This window comes from Streptomyces lancefieldiae, from assembly GCF_031845825.1.
Taxonomy (GTDB): domain Bacteria; phylum Actinomycetota; class Actinomycetes; order Streptomycetales; family Streptomycetaceae; genus Streptomyces; species Streptomyces lancefieldiae.
Genome location: NZ_JAVRFH010000026.1, coordinates 67451 through 85970 on the forward strand (window position 1 = coordinate 67451; position 18520 = coordinate 85970).

21 protein-coding genes are annotated in these 18520 nt (G+C 73.2%); 7 read left to right on the forward strand and 14 right to left on the reverse strand.

Going from position 1 to position 18520, the window contains the following annotated elements:
- Nucleotides 1-187: 187 nt before the first annotated feature.
- Nucleotides 188-742: a DUF4232 domain-containing protein gene (locus RM812_RS23980; protein WP_311575328.1), complete on the forward strand. Its 555-nt coding sequence runs from the start codon at nucleotides 188-190 to the stop codon at nucleotides 740-742.
- Nucleotides 743-1013: 271 nt separating this feature from the next.
- Nucleotides 1014-1790, forward strand: coding sequence for a polysaccharide deacetylase family protein (locus RM812_RS23985; RefSeq protein ID WP_311575329.1), 777 nt, complete (start codon nucleotides 1014-1016; stop codon nucleotides 1788-1790).
- 61 nt (nucleotides 1791-1851) lie between these two features.
- Here RM812_RS23985 and RM812_RS23990 read toward each other — a convergent pair whose 3' ends face one another.
- The 3 genes from RM812_RS23990 to sigJ all read right to left on the reverse strand — a co-directional run bounded on the left by RM812_RS23990 (nucleotide 1852) and on the right by sigJ (nucleotide 4805).
- Nucleotides 1852-2484: a VOC family protein gene (locus RM812_RS23990; protein WP_311575331.1), complete on the reverse strand. Its 633-nt coding sequence runs from the start codon at nucleotides 2482-2484 to the stop codon at nucleotides 1852-1854.
- 91 nt (nucleotides 2485-2575) lie between these two features.
- Nucleotides 2576-3751, reverse strand: coding sequence for an NAD(P)/FAD-dependent oxidoreductase (locus RM812_RS23995; RefSeq protein WP_311575333.1), 1176 nt, complete (start codon nucleotides 3749-3751; stop codon nucleotides 2576-2578).
- Between the two features lie 109 nt (nucleotides 3752-3860).
- On the reverse strand, nucleotides 3861-4805 hold the full coding sequence (gene sigJ / locus RM812_RS24000) for an RNA polymerase sigma factor SigJ (RefSeq protein WP_311575335.1): 945 nt from the start codon (nucleotides 4803-4805) through the stop codon (nucleotides 3861-3863).
- Nucleotides 4806-5244: 439 nt separating this feature from the next.
- Between sigJ and RM812_RS24005 the strand changes: the two genes are divergently transcribed.
- From RM812_RS24005 to RM812_RS24015, 3 genes are all read left to right on the forward strand, one after another.
- Nucleotides 5245-5448: a cold-shock protein gene (locus tag RM812_RS24005; protein ID WP_217143812.1), complete on the forward strand. Its 204-nt coding sequence runs from the start codon at nucleotides 5245-5247 to the stop codon at nucleotides 5446-5448.
- A 256-nt stretch (nucleotides 5449-5704) separates the two neighbouring features.
- Complete coding sequence (locus RM812_RS24010; RefSeq protein WP_311575338.1) at nucleotides 5705-7264, forward strand: DEAD/DEAH box helicase; 1560 nt, start codon at nucleotides 5705-5707, stop codon at nucleotides 7262-7264.
- Nucleotides 7265-7325: 61 nt separating this feature from the next.
- Nucleotides 7326-7643 carry an SCO5918 family protein gene (locus tag RM812_RS24015; protein WP_311575339.1) on the forward strand — a complete coding sequence of 106 codons (318 nt, stop codon included), beginning with the start codon at nucleotides 7326-7328 and terminating at the stop codon, nucleotides 7641-7643.
- 76 nt (nucleotides 7644-7719) lie between these two features.
- Here RM812_RS24015 and RM812_RS24020 read toward each other — a convergent pair whose 3' ends face one another.
- The 9 genes from RM812_RS24020 to RM812_RS24060 all read right to left on the reverse strand — a co-directional run bounded on the left by RM812_RS24020 (nucleotide 7720) and on the right by RM812_RS24060 (nucleotide 13968).
- Complete coding sequence (locus RM812_RS24020) at nucleotides 7720-8226, reverse strand: hypothetical protein (RefSeq protein WP_311575341.1); 507 nt, start codon at nucleotides 8224-8226, stop codon at nucleotides 7720-7722.
- Nucleotides 8210-8701: an RNA polymerase sigma factor gene (locus RM812_RS24025; RefSeq protein WP_311575343.1), complete on the reverse strand. Its 492-nt coding sequence runs from the start codon at nucleotides 8699-8701 to the stop codon at nucleotides 8210-8212. Before RM812_RS24025 ends, RM812_RS24020 begins: the two co-directional genes overlap by 17 nt.
- 41 nt (nucleotides 8702-8742) lie before the next feature.
- On the reverse strand, nucleotides 8743-9369 hold the full coding sequence (locus tag RM812_RS24030; protein WP_311575345.1) for a class F sortase: 627 nt from the start codon (nucleotides 9367-9369) through the stop codon (nucleotides 8743-8745).
- Nucleotides 9366-9752: an LPXTG cell wall anchor domain-containing protein gene (locus RM812_RS24035; protein WP_311575346.1), complete on the reverse strand. Its 387-nt coding sequence runs from the start codon at nucleotides 9750-9752 to the stop codon at nucleotides 9366-9368. The genes RM812_RS24030 and RM812_RS24035 overlap by 4 nt, the downstream gene beginning before the upstream one ends.
- Before the next feature lie 231 nt (nucleotides 9753-9983).
- Nucleotides 9984-10187, reverse strand: coding sequence for a cold-shock protein (locus RM812_RS24040; protein WP_311575348.1), 204 nt, complete (start codon nucleotides 10185-10187; stop codon nucleotides 9984-9986).
- A gap of 262 nt (nucleotides 10188-10449) precedes the next feature.
- On the reverse strand, nucleotides 10450-10824 hold the full coding sequence (locus RM812_RS24045; protein ID WP_311575349.1) for a MerR family transcriptional regulator: 375 nt from the start codon (nucleotides 10822-10824) through the stop codon (nucleotides 10450-10452).
- Nucleotides 10825-10988: 164 nt separating this feature from the next.
- On the reverse strand, nucleotides 10989-11498 hold the full coding sequence (locus RM812_RS24050) for a hypothetical protein (RefSeq protein WP_311575351.1): 510 nt from the start codon (nucleotides 11496-11498) through the stop codon (nucleotides 10989-10991).
- A gap of 110 nt (nucleotides 11499-11608) precedes the next feature.
- On the reverse strand, nucleotides 11609-12631 hold the full coding sequence (locus RM812_RS24055; RefSeq protein WP_311575353.1) for a hemolysin family protein: 1023 nt from the start codon (nucleotides 12629-12631) through the stop codon (nucleotides 11609-11611).
- The gene (locus tag RM812_RS24060; RefSeq protein ID WP_311575354.1) at nucleotides 12628-13968 is read right to left on the reverse strand and encodes a hemolysin family protein; all 1341 of its coding nucleotides are present in this window, start codon (nucleotides 13966-13968) and stop codon (nucleotides 12628-12630) included. Before RM812_RS24060 ends, RM812_RS24055 begins: the two co-directional genes overlap by 4 nt.
- A gap of 332 nt (nucleotides 13969-14300) precedes the next feature.
- On the opposite strand from RM812_RS24060, the gene RM812_RS24065 reads away from it, so the two are divergent.
- Together RM812_RS24065 and RM812_RS24070 are read left to right on the forward strand one after the other, a co-directional pair.
- Complete coding sequence (locus RM812_RS24065; protein WP_311575356.1) at nucleotides 14301-14756, forward strand: tellurite resistance TerB family protein; 456 nt, start codon at nucleotides 14301-14303, stop codon at nucleotides 14754-14756.
- 100 nt (nucleotides 14757-14856) lie between these two features.
- The gene (locus RM812_RS24070; RefSeq protein ID WP_311575358.1) at nucleotides 14857-15105 is read left to right on the forward strand and encodes a twin-arginine translocase TatA/TatE family subunit; all 249 of its coding nucleotides are present in this window, start codon (nucleotides 14857-14859) and stop codon (nucleotides 15103-15105) included.
- An 83-nt stretch (nucleotides 15106-15188) separates the two neighbouring features.
- Here RM812_RS24070 and RM812_RS24075 read toward each other — a convergent pair whose 3' ends face one another.
- Together RM812_RS24075 and RM812_RS24080 are read right to left on the reverse strand one after the other, a co-directional pair.
- The gene (locus RM812_RS24075; RefSeq protein ID WP_311575360.1) at nucleotides 15189-16850 is read right to left on the reverse strand and encodes a penicillin-binding transpeptidase domain-containing protein; all 1662 of its coding nucleotides are present in this window, start codon (nucleotides 16848-16850) and stop codon (nucleotides 15189-15191) included.
- 52 nt (nucleotides 16851-16902) lie between these two features.
- Nucleotides 16903-18489 (reverse strand): alpha/beta hydrolase family esterase, encoded by a 1587-nt coding sequence (locus tag RM812_RS24080; protein ID WP_311575362.1) that lies wholly within the window; start codon nucleotides 18487-18489, stop codon nucleotides 16903-16905.
- Between the last annotated feature and the right edge of the window lie 31 nt (nucleotides 18490-18520).

The window sequence follows — 18520 nt, forward strand, 5'->3', positions numbered from 1 at the left end:
AGGCTTGGGTCATCCAAGCGGGGCGCCGCGCCGGACACGGTGACCGGCGCCGCTCAACTCCGTTGTCAGGGTGCGCGCTTCAGGAGCGCCCACCCTCACCCCGGGCGGCACGGGCAGGACAAGGCCGCCCGGCACAGTCCACCACCGGAAGACCACCTTCCCGGTGCTCAGAGAAAGCAGTCCCCTCATGCGTGTCACCACTCGTTCCGTCTCCCGCTCGGCCGCCTCCTCCCTGGTCGTCGCCGCCCTCGCGCTCGTCGGCATCCAGGCCGCCGGGCAGACCGCCTCCGCCGCCACGAAGAAGGCCACCTCGGTCGCCTCGGTCACCACCTGCACCGCTGCGAACACCGAGCTGACCGTGACCGAGGTGTCCCGTCCGGTCAACCACCTGCTGCTCAAGGCCACCAACACCGGCACCAAGCCCTGCTACGCCTACAGCGCCCCCTACCTGAGGGCCGGCGCCGACGCCCAGGCCCCGCTGCCGTGGGCCCCGGAGACCACGCCGCAGTCCGTGGTGACGCTCGAGCCCGGTCAGTCCGCCTACGCGGGCATCCTGACGTACTCCCCCGACGGTGAAGGCGGCGCCAACGAGAAGACCCTGGGCGTCACCCTCACCAACCGCAAGGGCAACGCGGCCGGCAAGGAGCAGACCCTGAAGCTGCCGAACGGCGGTGTCTTCTTCAACAGCGCCGCCTCCGTCACCTACTGGCAGGACAACGCCGCGGACGCCCTTTCCTGGTAGCCGTCCCGGCGTTCCACGAGACAGCCGCCGTCCGGCCGCACGGGCGCCCCGCCTTCACCGGGGGCGTGGTGTGGCCGGCGGCGCGCCGACGGCCACGGGCCGACGGCTGCGGACCGCTGTGCCGACCCGATCGGTCGAGTTGTCCGCGAACTTCCCCGGGAATGTCCGTGATCGGTAACGGACGCATCCCGGGGCCACCATTCCCCGTCCTGACAAGTGGCCGCGATGCGGCCGGGGATCGACGGGGCAACTGCGGGAGAGCGGGGCGGACATGGCGCGGCACAGCGGCGGGCGGGGTTGGTACGGCAAGGTGGTCGGGGCGGCACTCGGGGTGACGATGCTCGCCGTCGGTGCCTCGGTGTGGACCGCGCAGGCCGACGGCGTGGGCGGCTCGTCACCGGGGGCGACCGCGTCGGCCCCGCCGAGCAGTGCCGCCGTCAAGCCGGTCGACGTGACCATCGCGCACGCCTCGGACGCGGGGGCGCGCGGCGTGAACATCACCATCGACGACGGCCCAGACCCCGTGTGGACCCCTCAAGTGCTGGACCTGCTCCGCGAGTACGACGTGAAGGCCACGTTCTGCGTGACGGGGGCGCAGGCGCAGGCCTACCCCGACCTCGTGAAGGAAGTGGTCGCGGCCGGGCACCGGCTGTGCGACCACACGGTGTCGCACGACACCGCCATGGACAAGAAGTCCGAGGCCTACCAGTCGAAGGAGATCCTCGACGCCGAGCGCATGATCATCAAGGCGTCCGGGGGCGTACGGCCGATGTACTACCGGGCACCCGGTGGGGCCTTCACCCCCTACAGCCGGAAGCTGGCCGCCTCCCACGGGATGCGCCCGCTCGGCTGGAACGTGGACACCAAGGACTTCGAGCGGCCGGGCGCGGACGCCATCGTCGCCACCGTCGAGCGGGAGCTCTCCAACGGGCCGACGCTCCTCTTCCACGATGCGGGGGGCGAGCGTTCCCAGACCGTCAAAGCCCTGCGCCGCGTCCTCCCCTGGCTCAAGGAGAAGGGCTACTCCTTCGGCTTCCCGGTGCGCTGACCGTGGCGCACTTCGCAGGGCCTGGGCAAGGCGAACGATCTGGAGAGGGAGGGCGGCCGGGTCAGTTGGCGACCGTCAGCGGGGCGGTGGGCTCCCAGGCGAAGCCGTCCGGGTCGCTGAACGGGTCGGTGGCGCCGGAGAGTACGAGGCGGTGGGAGCCGGTGCCGTCGGCGGGGACGCCCGCGACCTTGGCGAGGGCGCGGCGCTTGTAGAGGGAGAGCCTGACGGTGCCCGGGGCGGTCGCGAACTCGACGTACTTGCCGCCGAAGCTCTTGCCCACGGTGAGCCCCTGCTCGACGTAGAACTGCTTGCTCGCCCTGACGTCCTCGACGCCGAGGAGAAGCACGAGCTCGTCGACGTCCCGGGTGACCGGGCCGGTGTCCTTCCTCGCCGACGTCGCGATCTGCCAGATCGTGCCGTCCGGGGCCCGGACGACGCCGCCGTAGCCCCACAGCGACTTCGAGGCGGGCTTGAGGACGGTGGCGCCGGCGTCGAGGGCGGCGGCGAAGAGCGCGTCGACGTTGCCCGGCTGGGACACCACGAGCGACAGGGTGAAGCCGCGGAAGCCGGTCGTCGGGGCCTCGCAGGAACGTACGCGTACCCGCGACGGGTCCAGCCCGAAGGCGCCGGAGTAGAAGCGTGCGGCGGCCGTCGGGTCGGCCACCTCGAGGGTGACGGAGTCGATGGAGTTCATGTCCTCGACGGTACGGGCGGCCCGGTCGGCGGCGCTTCTCGAAAACTGACCGTCCTGCCGGCGCGGCCGACCGGCCACGGCGACGAGAAGGTCAGCCGACGGTCGCCGGCTCGCGTACGACGCGGCGGCGCCGGGTCGGTACCCCGAACGTCGGGTTGGCGACGCCCCAGGCCGCGCCCTTGCAGACCAGTTCCTTGTAGACGGCGGCGAGCCGTCCGGTCAGGGCCGCCTGGACGGCGCGGTCGTCGGCGGTGACGTACTGGATCAGGCCTTCCCGGCGGCCCAGCGAGATGCACTGGTTGAAGTAGCGCAGCGGTGCGTGCGGAAGCCTTCCGCCGGTCAGGCGTGCCGCGATGGCGTCCGCGGCCTGCCACGCGCTGGGGGTGCCGGAGGCGCACGACATGCGCAGCGGCTTGTCACCGGGGCCCATCGCCAGGGCCGCGTCGCCGACGGCGTACACGTCCGGGTGCGAGACCGAGCGCATGGTCCCGTCGACCACGATCCGGCCCGTGTCGTCGGTCTGGAGGGTGGTGGCCCTCGCGATGGGGTGGACGGCGAAGCCCGCGGTCCACACGGTGACCGCGGCCGGGAGGGACCTGCCGTCGGCGGTGGTGACGCGGCCGGCCTCGACGGCGGTGACGGCGGCGTGCTCGTGCACGGTGATGCCGAGCCCGCCGAAGACCCTCTGCAGGTGCCGGCGGCCCTTGGGCGAGAGCCGGTCGCCGAGACCGCCGCGGGCGGCGAGGGCGACGTCGAGGTCCGGTCGGGCCTCGGCGATCTCGGTCGCGGCCTCCAGGCCGGTGAGGCCGCCGCCGACCACGACCACGGGCTGTCCGGCGTCGAGGCGGGCGAGGCGCTCGCGCAGCCGGAGCGCCCCGGGGCGAGAGGCGATCTCGTGGGCGTGCTCGTCGACGCCGGGGACGCCCTGGGGGTTCCAGCCGCTGCCGAGGGCGTACACGAGGGTGTCGTAGGTCAGTTCCCCGGCACCGTTCGCGTCGACGACGGCGACGGCCCGGCGGTCGACGTCCACGCCGGTGACCTTCGCGAGCCTGAGTTCGACGCCGGTGCCCGCGAACATCTCGCTGAAGGGCCGGGGCCTGAGGTCCTGGCCGACCGCGAGCTGGTGCATCCGGACGCGCTCGACGAAGTCGGGCTCGGCGTTGACGAGGGCGAGGGTGACGTCCTCGCGGCGCAGACGCCTGGCCAGGCGCCCGGCGGCGATCGCTCCGGTGTATCCGGCTCCGAGGACGACGATGCGGTGCTGCATTGCTGGCTCCTGTCTCCGGCTCTTCGGCGGGTTCGCCCCTTGAACCGGGCAGCCCCCCGATTCCTGACAGGAGCAGGACGTGAAGCACGTCACACGAGGGCAGGAGGGTTCAGAAGGCGTTGAGCAGGGGTGCGCCGTGGTCGGTGGCCGCCCACCGCCGGGTCGCGCGTTCGAGCTTGTCGGGGTTGACCTGGTTGCGGAACGCTGCGATGCCCTGGGGGCCGACCTCCAGGCACAGGACGCCGATGACCCGGCCGTCGAGGACCGCCACGACGGCGGGGTCGCCGTTGGCGGTCGTGGCGTAGACCTCGGGTGAGCCGCCGACCAGGGCACGCTTGGCCTTGCTCGGTTTGAACAGGCCCCGCATGAACGTCGCCACCGCGAGGGCGCCCTCGAACGCCTTGGCGCGGGCCGGGACCTTTCCGCCGCCGTCGCCGATCGAGACGGCGTCCTCGGTGAGCAGCCGCACGAGCGGCTCGGTCCGGCCGCTGGTGGCGGCCGCGAGGAACTCGTCGACGACCCGCCGGGCGGCGGCCTGGTCGATCTCGGTGCGGGCCCTGCCCTGCGCGACGTGCTTCTTGGCGCGGTGGAAGATCTGCTGGCTGGCCGCCTCGCTGATGCCGAGGATCCCGGCGATCTCCCGGTGCGGGTACGCGAAGGCCTCCCGCAGCACGTACACCGCCCGCTCGGCCGGGGCCAGGCGTTCCAGCAGGGCGAGGACCGCGTACGAGACCGATTCGCGCTGCTCGGCGGTGTCGGCGGGGCCGAGCATCGGGTCTCCGGCGAGCAGCGGCTCGGGGAGCCACTGGCCCACATAGGTCTCGCGCCGCGCGCGGGCCGAGGTGAGCTGGTTGAGGCACAGCCGGGTGAGAACCGTCGTCAGCCATGCCTCGGGGACCCCGACGTGTTCGACGTCGGCGGCCTGCCAGCGCAGGAACGTCTCCTGCACGGCGTCCTCGGCCTCGCTCGCGGAGCCGAGGAGGCGGTAGGCGATCGCCGCCAGGCGAGGCCTGGCGGCCTCGAACCGGTCCACGTCGTCCATGGTCAGGGCCATGGCTCCGGATCCTAGCCCTAGCCCTGCCGACACGGCCCTGGCCCGCGCGTGTCCCAGGGGAAGTGCCGACGTGTCCTTTGTCTCCGCACCCGGTTCTCACCTGTTTCGCCGCATTTCCCGAGCCCGCGGTCCCGGCGGCGGTGTGACGCCCCGAAGCGGGAGGTCACGACAGTGCGGGTGGACAAGCCGTGCGCAAGGCTGTGGTCCGGGTGGGGCAATATCTGCCGCCATGGGGGGAGAAATCGACTGGACGCCCCGGGAATATTCCTCACTCGGCCGCCCGGGCAAGATTATTCCACGCGCTCGGGCGATCACGGCGTGCTACTGTCGTAGGAAGTTGCAGTTGTGGTTGCCTGAAGGTTTTTCCGACGGGGTGATCATCGCGGCGACCGGAGTTCACACAGGGTGAACTCCGAGCACCGTACCGAAGGAGAAAATTATGGCTTCCGGCACCGTGAAGTGGTTCAACTCGGAAAAGGGCTTCGGCTTCATCGAGCAGGACGGCGGCGGCCCCGACGTCTTCGCCCACTACTCGAACATCGCCGCCCAGGGCTTCCGTGAGCTGCTCGAAGGCCAGAAGGTGACGTTCGACATCGCCCAGGGCCAGAAGGGCCCGACGGCCGAGAACATCGTTCCCGCCTGACGCTCACGCGTACTTCGCAGCTGGGGCCCGCACCTTGGGGTGCGGGCCCCAGCTCGCCGCGTTTCCGGGCGCAGCGCGCCCTGCGGGGTCCTGACTCCCTCCCCGCGCATTCAGTTTCCCCGGTTCCATCAATTCTCTCGGTCTCCTCGGCTCCAGACGCCGAAATCGGCCGGGTCCGGCTCGTTCTTGCGATTCCCTGCGCCGCTCTTCCGCTGCGGGTCTCCCTTGATACGTGCCATATCAAGGAAGGTTCCCCATGAACCGCGTACGCACCAATGACCGACGACGTTCGGGTGGCGCCCCCCGCCGCTCCCAGGCCTCCGGCCGTTCCCAGGGTTCCGGGCGCTCCCAGAGCTCCGGGCGCCGGCCGTCCGCCCCGCAGGGCGAGTTCGCGCTGCCGAAGACGGTCACCCCGGCACTGCCCGCCGTCGAGTCGTTCGCCGAGCTCGACATGCCGCCGCGCCTGCTGGCCGCGCTCGGCACCGAGGGCGTGACCGTGCCGTTCCCGATCCAGGCGGCGACCCTGCCGAACTCCCTGGCCGGCCGTGACGTCCTGGGCCGCGGCCGCACGGGCTCGGGCAAGACGCTCGCCTTCGGACTCGCCCTGCTGGCCCGTACGGCGGGCCGGCGCGCCGAGCCCAGGCAGCCGCTCGCGCTCGTCCTGGTCCCCACCCGGGAGCTCGCCCAGCAGGTCACCGACGCGCTCACCCCCTACGCCCGTGCCGTGGGCCTGCGGTCGGCCACCGTGGTCGGCGGCATGTCCATCGGCCGGCAGGCCGGTGCGCTGCGGGCCGGCGCGGAGGTCGTCGTCGCGACGCCCGGGCGCCTCAAGGACCTCATCGACCGGGGCGACTGCCGACTGGACGACGTCGCGATCACCGTCCTGGACGAGGCCGACCAGATGACCGACATGGGCTTCATGCCCCAGGTCACCGCACTGCTCGACCAGGTGCGTGCGGACGGGCAGCGGATGCTGTTCTCGGCCACCCTCGACCGCAACGTCGACCGGCTGGTCCGCCGCTACCTGACGGACCCGGTGGTGCACTCCGTCGACCCGTCGGCCGGTGCCGTCACCACGATGGAGCACCACGTGCTGCACGTGCACGAGACGGACAAGCACCGCACGACCACCGAGATCGCGGCGCGGGACGGCCGGGTCATCATGTTCCTGGACACCAAGCACGCCGTGGACCGGCTGGTCAAGCACCTGCTGAGCAGCGGCGTTCGCGCGGCGGGCCTGCACGGCGGCAAGTCCCAGCCGCAGCGCACGCGCACCCTCGCCCAGTTCAAGGACGGACACGTGACGGCGCTGGTGGCGACCAACGTCGCGGCCCGCGGCATCCACGTCGACAACCTCGACCTGGTCGTCAACGTGGACCCGCCCAGCGACCACAAGGACTACCTGCACCGGGGCGGCCGTACGGCCCGCGCCGGCGAGTCCGGCAGCGTCGTCACCCTGGTGACGCCGGGCCAGCGACGCGACATGACCCGGCTGATGGCCTCGGCCGGCATCACGCCTCAGGTCACCCCGGTCCGTTCGGGCGAGGCGGAGCTGTCCCGCATCACCGGCGCGCAGGCCCCGTCCGGTGTCCCGGTCGTCATCACCGTGCCGGTCGTGGAGCGTCCCCGTCGCGCCGCGTCCGGCGGGGGCTCCTCGTCCCGCGGCCGCCGCGGCCGAGCCGCGCAGGGCCGCACCGGCCAGGGGGCGACCCCGCAGAGCCGCACCGGCCAGGGCCGCGGCGCCCAGGGCCGGCCCGCCGGTGAGGCCCCGCGCCGCAGGCCGCGGCGCCAGTCCACCGGTGGCTCGGCGGCCTAGCCGTACCGACCCTGACGAACGGCCACATCCACCCGCCCCAACTCCCCCTTGTGGAGGCATCATGCGCTGTGTCATCGCCCGGTACCCGTTCGACCTCACCAAGGGCGGGGTGCTGGACTCGATGAAGGGCGTCACGCCCGAACCGGTCACGGGTGAGTCCGTGACCATCGGCCGCCGCCGCTACCCCGTCAAGCAGGTCGGCGAGGTCGTCACCCGGCAGGACCGCCGCGACTTCTCCAGCGGCGAGGTCGTCCGGGCCATGACCCGCCTCGGCTTCACCTGCCACCCCGACCCGGAGGCCGTCCCCGCGGCTCCCGCCGCCACGCCGGTCCAGACCGCGTCGGCGCTGCTCGGCGGCACCACGCCGCTGGACGTGTAGGGCGGCACCGCACCCCTGGACGTGTGAGGAGAGGGCGGGACGGAGGCGCAGGCCTCCGTCCCGCCCTCTCCTGCGTTCACCGCCGCGCCGCGTCGGCCGCGCCGCCGTGCTCCGAGGGCGTGGGGACCGTGGTCGGACTGGCGGACGGCCCGCCTCCGGGTGTGCTCGCCGGCTCCCGGCCGGCTGCCGGCGGGGGGCTCGGTGATGCCGACGGCACCGAGTCCGGCGCGACGGACACGGACTCCTCGGGCGTGGGCCCCGGCGAGGGGTCGCGGGACGGGGCGGGACGCGGTGAGGTCGTCGCCCGGGATTCGGCGGGAGCCGGGGCCAGCGGACCCGTCGGCCGCGGGGGTGACGCGGGGGCCGCCCACTGGAGCGGCAGCACGATCAGGGCGGCGGCGGCAGCGGTCGCGGCGGCGCCGGCCGCGGCCCGGACCAGGCGCCGGCGGGCCGCCGCCCGGCGGATCGCCTCGTAGCGGCCCGGTGGCGGGCCCAGCCGGTCGGCGCCCGGACGCAGCACGACCAGCAGCGGATCGTCGTCGTCCCGCTCGAACCCCGGCTCGTCCTCAAGGCGTGTGGTCAAGACTTCTCCTCAGGTGGACGCGGAGCAGTTCGCGGGCCGCGTGGAGGTCGGCCTTGACGGTTCCTTCCTTGCGCCCGGTCAGCACGGACACCTCCCGGATCGGCATGTCGGCGTAGTAGTGGAGGAGGATCGGTACCCGCAGTCGCTCCGGCAGGGACTGTACGAGCAGGCGGACCGAGGGGTCGGCCTGCTCGGGGTGCGGACGCACGGCGACCTCCGCGGTGACCCGGCGTACCGCCCGGCGCTCGCGCTCCAGTTTCCGCCAGTGATCGCGGACGAGGTTGGCGGCGGTGACGTAGAGGAAGCCACGCGGTTCCTCCACGTTCGTCCAGCGGGCCCAGAGCCGGGTGAACGCCTCCGAGGCGATCTCGTGGGCCGTCTCGTCGTCGTCGACGAGCCGGCGGCACCAGCCGGCCAGGCGCGGGTACAGGGCGGCGAACAGGTCGGACGCCGCCCTGTCACGGGACCGTTTCAACGCTCTCCATGGTCGTGAGGGTATGCGGTGCGCACGCTCGGTCAGGAGGTCGCGGGGCTCGTCGCGCTCAGCTCGGCGAAGACGATCACGTTGTCCCGGTACTCCTCGCCGGTCCGCGGGCCGCCGCAGGTGATGAGCCGCAACTCCGGGCGGTCCACGTCCCCGTAGACGTCGTCCGTCGGGAACTCCGCCTTCGCGACGGTCCGTACGGAGGTGACGGCGAACGTGGCCACGGTGCCGTTCTCCAGGCGCGCCTCGATCCGGTCGCCCCGGTGCAGCTCCCCGAGCCGGCGGAAGACGCCGTCGCCGTGGGTGCCGACGGTGACATGACCGAGGATCACCGACGGTCCGAGCTGACCCGGTGTCGGCGAGTGCCGGTACCAGCCCGCGCGGTCGTCGTCCGTGACGGGCGGTACCTCCACCGTGCCGTCCGCGGCCAGTCCCAGCCGCATCACCGGGGTGTCGACCCCGATGGCCGGGATACCGAGGCCGACGGGGACCGAACGCCCCACGGGCGGCACCGGCTTCGCAGAGGCGTGCGCCGACGGTGGTGCCGTGGTCGCGGGCCGGGCGGGCGCGGCCCCGTCCTCCCCGGGGCCGCCGTTGCAGCCCACGAGGAGCGCGGCCAGCGCGGCGGTGGCGAGGGCGCGCCTGGAGAGCGGGCTCATGCCCCGGTCGCCGCCCGTCGGCGCCGTACGACGAAGAGCGCCGCGCCACCCGCGACGAGCACGGCACCGGCGCCCGCCCCGACGAGCCCTGCGTCGCCGCCGGTGGACTCGGACGCCGCCACGCCGGTGTCGGGCGCGCCCTCGGGTACGACGGAGACCTGGCCCTCGGCCGGTGCCCGGGTCGGCTCGGCCGCCGGAGCCGGGGAGCTGACGGTCGGCACCGGCGACGGTGCCTCGCTCGGTTCGGCGCCGGGGCTCGGGGCGCTCTCGGCCGGGGCGGCGACGGACGGGGCGGGGGCCGGGTCGTCGGCGAACGCGGGAGCGGTGCCCATGAATACGGCGGTGCACGCCAGGGCCACGGCGCTGAGAAGGGTACGGCGCATCGGGTCGCTCTCTTTCGTCGTGTCACGTGTCGCACGGGCTGTGTGTCGCGTGCGAGGGGTGGATCGAGCGAAGAGACGAGGCGTCGGCCGGGCGGGTTGTAAAGAGATGGCAAAGTCGCCGATCGGCCGTGCCGCGCCCGGCGGGGCACGGCACGCGCGTACCGGTCCTGCGGCACACGCGAGAGGGCCCGCACCGTGCGGTGCGGGCCCTCTGCTGTGTTCGTGCGCGCGTTACGCGGGAACGATGTTCTCCGCCTGCGGGCCCTTCTGGCCCTGCGTGACGTCGAAGTTCACGCGCTGACCCTCCTGGAGCTCACGGAAGCCCTGGGTCGCGATGTTGGAGTAGTGGGCGAAGACGTCGGCGCCGCCGCCGTCCTGCGCGATGAAGCCGAAGCCCTTTTCCGAGTTGAACCACTTGACGGTACCGGAAGCCATGTCTTTTCTCCTGAGCAGTGTTGGAGGCCCGCACTGCGCGGGCCTTCTCATCTCGCTGCGATGATCACCTGCCCGGAAACCCGGTAACGCATACGGCAACCACAACTGCAACTACGTCCAGACTAGCACGGAATACGTCCGGGGCACGGAATGTGACACAGAATGCAGCACCCGGAAAAATGCGTGCGGGAAACCGCACCGATTTCCCGCAGGTTAGCTTTTACGGCGTTCGGCGAATATCTGTTTCGCCTGCGTCAGATTTTCACTCCCCGTGCCGTTCTCCCCCGCCGCCGGGCTCCTCGGCCCCGCGGCGGAGTTCCTCGTTCATGCGCAGCGCCGCCTCCAGGTCGTCCTCGAGACGGACGATGCGGCAGGCGGCCTCGATGGGCGTTCCCTGGTCGACCAGCTCGCGGGCGCGGGCGGCGCGGCGCAGTTGCTGACGCGAGTAGCGGCGGTGGCCGCCTTCCGAACGCGTCGGGCTGATCAGCTCCGCCTCACCGAGGGCACGGAGGAAACCGGGCGTGGCACCGATCAGCTCGGCCGCCCTGCCCATGGTGTACGCCGGGTACTGATCGTCGTCGAGCCGGTCGGCGGCCTGCGGCCGACCTTCGGCGCTCAGCCTGCTCTCCGGGGACATGCATACCTTCCTGCGGACCGCTGGGGACACGGCCCGCCGCAGGGAATCCGGTTCCCCCGCAACCTGAACTCTAGTCGCGCCCGCCGGATACCTGCCGCGGCGAACGCACATCCGGGAGGGCCGGTCGGGTCACTCCCCGCGGAGCAGGTCCACGTCGTGGTGGGTCAGGCGGCGGTCGTCGTCCACCGGCGGAGCAGGGCCAGGCGCTCGTCCCTGGCCTGCGAGGCGTTCTCGGCCCGGTCGCGGCGCCAGGTGAGGAGGTCCTCGACGGGCGTGGCGCCCGTGGCGAGGCGGGTGAGGAGGGTGCGGGAGAGGTCGTACTCGTCCGGGGCGTGGATGCCGCCGGGGACGGCGGCCAGGACGGTCGCCTCGACCGTGCCGTCGGTCGTGGTGTCCACCCGCACGGTGAAGGCCGGCGGGTGCTCGCCTTCGCCCGTCACCATGGCGTAGACCGAGTCGAACGCCATGGAGGCCAGTCGCCGCGCGGCGGACCGCACGGCCACGTCCGCCACGTCGATCCCCCGGACCTCGTCCCAGTCCCAGACCCGGCCCTGGCCGAGTCCGAGGGTCTCCACCCCGTCCTTGGTCAGCCGGACTCCGGGCGCCGTACCCGTGGGTTCGGCGCCGACGTACACGCAGTCCTCGGTGATCCAGAACAGGCCGACCATGGCCATGCACGCCTCCCGCAGCGATGTCGACCCCGATGTCGAGGTCGATGTCGTTTTCGATCTCGTTTTCGATCTCGCTGTGGGAGACGGCCACGGTCACCCGGTAGTTCCCGGCGTCAGGCCACCGGTGTCGTCGGCCCCACCAGCTCCGTCAGGACGTCCTCCATCGTCACGAAGCCCAGGACCGCGCCCGTCTCGCCGGTGACGGCGGCCAGGTGGCTGTCCTCGGTGCGCAGGGCGGTGAGGGTGTCGTCGAGCGGCGTGTCGATGCGGACCCGCGTGACCCGGTGCAGGGCGGCGCGCGGGAAGGGGCGGTCGCGGTCGGTCAGGCCCAGGGTGTCCTTGATGTGCAGGTAGCCGAGGACGGTGCCGCCGGGGCCGGTGACCGGGAAGCGGGAGTAGCCCGCGTCGGCGGCCAGGCGTTCCAGTTCCGCCGGGGTGACCGTGTGGGTGACCGTCCGCATCTTCTGGGCCGGGACCAGGATCTCGCCGACCGGGCGGGTGCCCAGTTCCAGCGCGTCGCGCAGGCGCTCGCCGTCGGCCGGGGTGAGCAGGCCGGCCTCGCTGGCGTCGACCACCATGCGGGCGAGCTGGTCGTCGGTGAAGACGGCCTCGACCTCGTTCTTCGGCTCCACCCGCAGCAGCTTGAGCAGGGTGTTGGCGAAGGCGTTGATGCCGAAGACGACCGGCTTCAGGGCCCGGGTGAGGGCGACCAGCGGCGGGCCGAGGATCAGCGCGGTGGTCGCCGGGGCGGCCAGCGCGATGTTCTTCGGGATCATCTCGCCGATCAGCATGTGCAGATAGGTCGCCAGCGCCAGGGCGATCGCGAAGGCGACGGGGTGCACCAGCGCGTGCGGCATGTGGACCGCCTCGAAGACCGGCTCCATCAGGTGCGCGATCGCCGGTTCCGCGACCGCGCCCAGCACCAGCGAGGAGACGGTGATGCCGAGCTGGGCCGTCGCCATCATGGCCGACAGGTGCTCCAGGCCCCACAGGGTCATCCGGGCGCGCTTGTCGCCCGCCTTCGCGCGCGGCTCGATCTGGCTGCGGCGCACGGAGATCAGGGCGAACTCGCCGCCCACGAAGAACGCGTTGGTCAGCAGCGTCAGTGCGCCGATGAAGAGCTGTACGACGGTCATCGGGCCACCTCCGGCTCACGGGCGGCCGACGGGACCGGCGCGGGAGCGGTGACGCGGAGGCGGTCGGCGCGGTGGTGGTCGACGTCGAGGACGTCCAGGCGCCAGCCGTTCAGGTCGATGACGTCGCCCTTGGCGGGGATGCGCGCCAGATGGGTGGCGATCAGCCCGGCCAGGGTCTCGTACGGCCCGTCCGGCGCGGTGAGGCCGATGCGCTCCAGGTGGTCCAGGCGCAGCGAGCCGTCGGCCTCCCAGGCCGCGCGGCCGTCCTCCCCGGCGGGGGCGGGCAGCAGGTCCGGGACCTCGACGGGGTCGTGCTCGTCGCGCACCTCGCCGACGACCTCCTCCACGATGTCCTCGACGGTGGCCACGCCCGCCGTGCCGCCGTACTCGTCGATGACGACGGCCATGGTGCGGCTGCGGCGCATGCGCTCCAGGAGCCGGTCGGCGGGCAGGCTGTCCGGCACCAGGAGCGGCGCGGTGGCCAGCTCGGTGACCGGGGTGACCGCGCGCCGCTCCGGCTCCAGGGCCAGCACGTCGCGGATGTGCACGGTGCCGACGACCTCGTCCAGGCTGTCCCGGTAGACCGGGAAGCGGGACAGGCCGGTGGCGTGGGTGAGGTTCGCGGCGTCGGCGGCGGTGGCGTGGGCCTCCAGGGCCTTGACGTCCACGCGCGGGGTCATGACGTTCTCCGCGGTCAGCTCGCTCAGGTGCAGGGTGCGCACGAACAGCTCGGCGGAGTCCGCCTCCAGGGCGCCCTCGGCGGCCGAGTGCTGGGCCAGGGCGACCAGTTCCTCGGGGCTGCGGGCGGACGCCAGCTCCTCGGCCGGTTCCAGGCCGAAGCGGCGCACGAAGCGGTTCGCCGTGTTGTTCAGGTGCCGGATGAACGGGCCGAACGCGGAGGTGAAGCCGCGCTGCGGGCCCGCGACGACCTTCGCGACGGCCAGCGGGCGGGAGATCGCCCAGTTCTTGGGGACCAGCTCGCCGACGACCATCAGGACGACGGTGGAGACGGCCACGCCGAGCACGGTCGCCACCGTCGAGGCGGCACCGCCCAGGCCGATCGCCGTCAGCGGGCCGCGCAGCAGCACGGCGAGCGACGGTTCGGCCAGCATGCCGATGACCAGCGAGGTCACGGTGATGCCGAGCTGGGCGCCGGAGAGCTGGAGGGTCAGGGAGCGTACGGCCTTCAGGGCGCCCACCGCACGGCGGTCGCCGGACTCGGCGGCATCCTCCAGGTCACCGCGCTCGACGGTGGTGAGGGAGAACTCGGCCGCGACGAAGAGCGCACAGGCCAGGGTGAGGAGGAGGGCCAGCAGGAGCAGCAGGACCTCGGTCACCGTGCCACCCCGCTTCCCTCACGCACATACAGGGGGAACTGCGGGCCGGCCATGGCACGGCCGGTACTGGGAGGCTCCATTACGGAACGGGACTCCTTAACGGGGTCGGTGGGGGCCGGTGCCAGCCGGCCGCCCGGGGACTGTCTCTCATGGTAAAGGACGAGCAAAGACATGGGGAGTCCTGCGGCCCCTGCGCTTCTACTCGCCTGTAGAGAACGGCCGGGCGGTCCCGGTTGTTCCCCGGACGAACCGGCTTCGGGGGCGACGCGGGAGCCTGATAACTTCTACATGAGTGTAGAAGTCGCCCCCCTCCCGACCCGTACGGAGTTCTCATGGCCCTGTGGGACCGCTTCAAGGAGTCCGCGTCGCAGATGCAGACGCAGCTCGTGGCGAAGAAGAACGACCTCAAGAGCGGCGCCTTCCGCGACGCGAGCATGGCGATGTGCGCGCTGGTCGCCGCCGCCGACGGCACCGTCGACCCGTCGGAGCGGCAGCGGGTGGCCCAGCTCATCGGGACCAACGAGGTGCTGCAGAACTTCCCCGCCGACGATCTGCGCCGCCGCTTCGAGGCCGACCTGGACAAGCTGACCGCCGACTTCGCCTTCGGCAAGGTCGGCATCCTCCAGGAGATCGCCAAGGCGAAGAAGAAGCCCGCGGAGGCGCGGGCCGTGATCCAGATCGGCATCGTCATCGGCGGCGCCGACGGGGACTTCGACAAGGACGAGCGGGCCGTGGTCCGCGAGGCGTGCTACGCCCTGGACCTGCCGCCGCACGAGTTCGACCTCTGAGACCCGAGGCCCCTGGCGCCTCCGGGGCCCGCCGACTTGCCGTAGATTCCGTGCGGGCCCCCACCGCGGGCCCGCACCGTACGTTCACCAGGGGAGCGCCGTGTTCGGACTGAGCGAGCTCGCGATCATTCTCATCGTCGTCATAGCCGTCCTCGCCGCCAAGAAGCTCCCCGAGCTGACCCGCTCGGCGGGCAAGTCGGCCCGCATCCTCAAGGCCGAGGCCCGTGCCATGAAGGACGAGGAGCGGACGCCGGCGGACGAGCGCAGGGCCCCGCGCGTCATCCAGGGGGAAGCGGTCAGGCGGGAGGACACCGGGGGCACCGGCTCCCGGGACGCTTCCCGGGGCTGACGGCGCACCGCACGGGCCGGGGAGTGCCGGTGCGGCTCGGCTGAAACGGCCGGCGGGCGACGGGCGGCGGGCGACGGCCGGCATCAGGACGGGTCCTCCGGTACGGCCGACAGCAGGCTGTGCACGACGGGGCCCGCCGAGCCGCCGCCGGTGACGCCCTCCTCGACGACGACGGCGACGGCGACGTTGCCGCGGTGCGCGACGAGCCAGCCGTTGTTGTCCTGGTCGTCGGAGACCTCGGCGGTGCCGGTCTTCGCCCCGATCTCGCCGGGCAGGTCGGCCAGGACGTGCGCGGTGCCGTCGGTGACGGTGGCCCGCATCAGCTCGCGCAACTGCGTGACGACCTTGCCGGGGAGCGGCTCGGTGCGGGTCTCGTCCGTCCTGCCCGCGGTCCCGGCGGTGACGGACGGCTGGTGGAACCGGCCGGAGACCGCGGTGGCCGTCACCGACGCCATGATCAGGGGGTTGGCCTGGACCCGCCCCTGCCCGATCATCGAGGCGGCCTTCTCCGTCTCGTCCTTGGGCACCGGCGCCGACCCGTCGTACGTCGGGATGCCGATGTGCCACTCCTGGCCGACCCCGAAGTAGGTGCGGGCGACCTCGCCCAGTTCCCCGTCGTCGAGCTTGCCGCGCAGGCTGATGAACGCGGTGTTGCACGACTCCGTGAAGTCCTTGCGGAAGGTGGCGCCGGGGTACTCGGAGGTCTCCACGTTGTGGAACTCCTTCCCGACCGTCAGGTACTTGGGGCAGTCCACGACGTCGTCGGGCTCGACCGCGCCCTTCAGCAGCAGGGCGCTGCTGGTGACGATCTTCCACGTGGAGCCGGGCGCGTAGGTGCCGGAGGCGGCGCGGTTGAAGCCGCCGGCCGGGGAGTTGGCCATGGCCAGGATCTCGCCGTTGTCGACGCGCAGGGCGACGAGCGCGGCGTTCTTGCCGTCGGCCTCGGCGAGCGCCTTCTCGGCGGCGGACTGCCAGTCGGCGTCCAGGGTGGTGCGGACGGGTCGGCCGGCCGTCGCCGGGTCGGGCTCCTTGCCGAAGGACGCCTCGGTGCGCACGGTCTCGCCGGTGGTCCGGTCCACGAGCTCGACCGCGCCGCGCGGTCCGCCGTCGGCACCGCCGGCGAGCCGGCCCAGGAGCGGGGCCAGGGACGGGTAAGCGCCGCCCGTCAGGGAGGTCCCGTCGCGGTCGGTGACCTCGGGCGGGGTCGTCTCCTCGCGCTCCAGCCGGAACTTCTCCGTGTCGCTCAGCCTCGGGTGGACCAGGGACAGCCGCCAGTCCACCTTCCAGTTGCCGTCGTCCTGCTCGCGCAGCGGGAGTCGCGACTGGTACGTCCAGGTGCCCAGGCCCGTGATCGGCATCTTCGCGGTGAAGGGGACGCCGAGGGTGCCGTCCTCGGTCTCCTCCACCTCCGGCGCCGCCGTCAGCTGCGGCTTGGCGATGTCGAGGCCCGCGGTGAAGCTCTGCAGCACCTCCTGTGCCGTGTCGGGTCTGGTGGTGCGGCCGGCCGCGCTCGGCAGGCGCCCGGCGGACCAGTCGGCGAGGAACGCACGCGCCTGTTCCAGCGCGGCGGGGTCGGGGCCGTCGTCACCGCGCGCGAAGGACCCGAGCCCGGCGGCGTACGAGCCACCCGCGGCGATCGCGAGCACGACGCCCACCGCGGTGACGGCCCGCACGCGGTTGCGGGGCCGGCGGCGGCTGCGCGGGGTGAGGGGGCTGGGAGGGCTGGGAGGGGCGGTTTCCGGCATCGGGGTTCGTTCCTGTCTGTGCGTCGGGTCGTGCGGCGGGCCGCGTCACCGGTCAGCCGGCGGCGAAGAAGTCGAGGATCGTGTCGGTGGCGTCCAGGGCCTTGCTGGTGGGGCCGAACCCCTTGGGCGGGGTGACGCTCGAACCCGGCCAGGTGTGACCGGCGTCGTGGACGACGAGCAGCTGGACGGTGGCCACCGGGCCGCCCCCGGGACCCTCCGGGGCGTGCGAGGCATCCGGGGCGTGCCCGGAACCCTTCGGGGCGCCCGGGTCCTCCGAGGCATCCGGGGCGCCCGGGCCCTCCGAGGCATTCGGGCCCTTCGAGGCTTTCGGGGCGTGCCCGGAACCCTCCGGGGTGTCCGGGGCTCCCGAGGCATCCGGGGCGCCCGGGTCCACCGAGGCATTCGGGCCCTTCGAGGCTTTCGGGGCGTGCCCGGAACCCTCCGGGGTGTCCGGGGCTCCCGAGGCATCCGGGGCGCCCGGGCCCTCCGAGGCATTCGGGCCCTTCGAGGCTTTCGGGGCGCCCCCGGAACCCTCCGGGGTGTCCGGGGCTCCCGAGGCATCCGGGGCGCCCGGGTCCACCGAGGCATTCGGGCCCTTCGAGGCTTTCGGGGCGCCCCCGGAACCCTCCGGGGTGTCCGAGGCGTTCAGGGCGCCCCCGGGACCCTCCGAGGCACCCAGGCCCTGCGGGACGTTCGAAGCCTCCGGCTCCTCCGTGGCATGCGAGGTGTCCGGGGCCTTCGGGGCATGCGAGGTTTCCGGGACCTCCGGGGTGTCCGGGGTGCCCCGGGTGTCCTTCACATGCCAGACGGTGCGGTCGTAGCCCTTCTCCTCCTCCGTGACCGGCTCGCCCGCGCCTCCCGCGGTGGCGAACGCCTCCGCGCTTGCCCGGGCCGACAGGGTCGGGAGGATCGGCTCCTCCGGGTCCGGCGGCGGGGAGGGCCAGCCCGCGAGGGGGCGTACGGGGTCGTCGGCGCCGTAGACGACCATGACGGGGACGGGTCCGGTGGGCTTCACCGCCGCGTCCCCCGTGGGGAGCTGCCCGGAGACCGAGGCCGCCCCCGCCAGCAGGCCGGGACGCTGGGCGGCCATGCGCAGCGCCATCGAGCCGCCGTTGGAGAACCCGGCGACGTAGACCCGCTCGGGGTCGGCCCGCTCGGTGCGCACCAGGTGCTTGATCAGTGCCTCGGTGAAGCGCACGTCGAGGTCGGGATCCGGGCGCCGGTCGGTCGCCCGGGTGCCGGCGCCCCAGCCGTGGTCGAGGCCCTCGGGGTAGGCGACCAGCATGCCGCGCGCTCCGGCGGCCTTCTCCAGCCGGCTCTTCTCGCGCATCTCGGCGGCGTCGGCGCCACGGCCGTGGAAGGCGATGACCAGGGGCCTCGGGCCGTCGGCGGCGGGCCGGTGCAGGAGGTAGCCGCGGGTGTGGCCGTCCACCCGCAGCTGTGCCCGGACCTCCGGCGCCGCGGTGGCCGTACCGCCGGCCCGGGACGGGCTGCTCGCCGGTGGCGCCGTGTCCGGGCGCCCGGACTCGGTGGCGCAGCCGGCCAGGGGGAGCGCGAGGGCGACGGCGAGCGCGGCGGGCCACCGGCGGGGGCGGAACGAAGGGCCCGAGAGGCCCGAGGGGTCACGGAAGGAGCGCATGTCCCGAGGAGAGCAACCCTGCCGGGCCCCT